Genomic DNA, 381 nt, shown 5'->3' on the forward strand with positions numbered 1-381 from the left:
CCCCCGCCACCGCCGCCCCCGCAGCAGACCCCACCCCGCCCGCGCCCCCCCCCCCCCCGCGGTCACCCCCCGCCCGCCCCCCCTCAGAAGCCCCCCCCGCCCCCCCCGCCGCCCCCCCCCCCATCCCCGTGGCCAGCGCCCGCACCGACCGACACCGCCTCAACCGCGGCGGCGACAGAACCCTCAACAGCGCCCTACACACCATCGCCCTGACCCGCCGCCGCATCCACCCCGAAACCCGCGACTACATCAACCGCCGCCGCACCGAAGGCCGCACCACCAGAGAAATCACCCGCTGCCTCAAGCGCTACATCGCCCGACAGCTCTACCGCATCATCACCACCCACCACCGCACCTCTTGACAACCCCACTCACAGATCG

1 protein-coding gene is annotated in these 381 nt (G+C 74.5%); it reads left to right on the plus strand.

Annotated elements, in window-relative coordinates; translation table 11 throughout:
• Positions 1 to 128 precede the first annotated feature (128 nt).
• Positions 129 to 362, plus strand: coding sequence for a transposase (locus C7C45_RS32865; RefSeq protein WP_425271192.1), 234 nt, complete (start codon positions 129 to 131; stop codon positions 360 to 362).
• The last annotated feature ends 19 nt before the right edge of the window (positions 363 to 381 follow it).

It is taken from the genome of Micromonospora arborensis (genome assembly GCF_003205615.1).
GTDB lineage: Bacteria > Actinomycetota > Actinomycetes > Mycobacteriales > Micromonosporaceae > Micromonospora > Micromonospora arborensis.